This is a genomic window from Stenotrophomonas pictorum JCM 9942, assembly GCF_001310775.1.
In the GTDB taxonomy this organism is placed as follows: Bacteria; Pseudomonadota; Gammaproteobacteria; order Xanthomonadales; family Xanthomonadaceae; genus Stenotrophomonas; species Stenotrophomonas pictorum.
Genome location: NZ_BAZI01000774.1, coordinates 1 through 622, shown reverse-complemented (window position 1 = coordinate 622; position 622 = coordinate 1). Strand labels below are relative to the sequence as shown.

Sequence of the window (622 nt, the reverse complement as noted above, 5' to 3'; positions counted from 1 at the left end):
CACGTCGCCCGGTGCGACCCGGTCGCCGTCCATCACCCGGCGCTCCAGCACCAGACCGGAGATCTCGGTCCCCACTTCCACCCGGGACAGCGCCGCGACGCGACCGGTAGCGACCACGTTCTGCACCAGCGGACCGGCGCTCACCACGTAGCCCGGCAGCAGCGGACCGCGCCAGCGGACACTGCCCCAATACAGCACGGCCAGCGCCAGCACGACGGCACCGGCGATGATCCATTTCCGCCGAGCGGAGGCGTGTGGCATGGGTGGGGCACTCTGGAAACCAGTGCGTATCTTCACCTGTCCATCGTCAGGGCGACAACGGCGGGTAGAACCCGGGCGACCGGGACCGGGGTCACGGTCCAGTTCCGACTCTCGCATCAGCCTTATTCCGATAGGCCGCGCCACGCGCACGCCCTGCCGTCGAGAGCAACGGACAAGGGAGCAGGTGAGAACCGGGGTCGGACTCCAGTTCCTCCCACCTGGCCCTGATAGCTGAGTGGCGCCGGGCAGCCGCTTGCCAGCCCTTCCCCCAGCCTATCCAATGCGGTGATGCCTACTCGTGCGCCTCTCCGTCTGGACCGTCGCCGCTTCCTCGCGCTGGGGGCCGGCTCACTGGCGGCAA

General features: G+C 69.1%; 1 protein-coding gene. It reads right to left on the bottom strand.

Annotated elements, in window-relative coordinates:
• On the bottom strand, positions 1–261 hold a 261-nt coding region (locus JCM9942_RS17625), incomplete at its 3' end, for an efflux RND transporter periplasmic adaptor subunit (protein ID WP_218185533.1).
• Positions 262–622 lie beyond the last annotated feature (361 nt).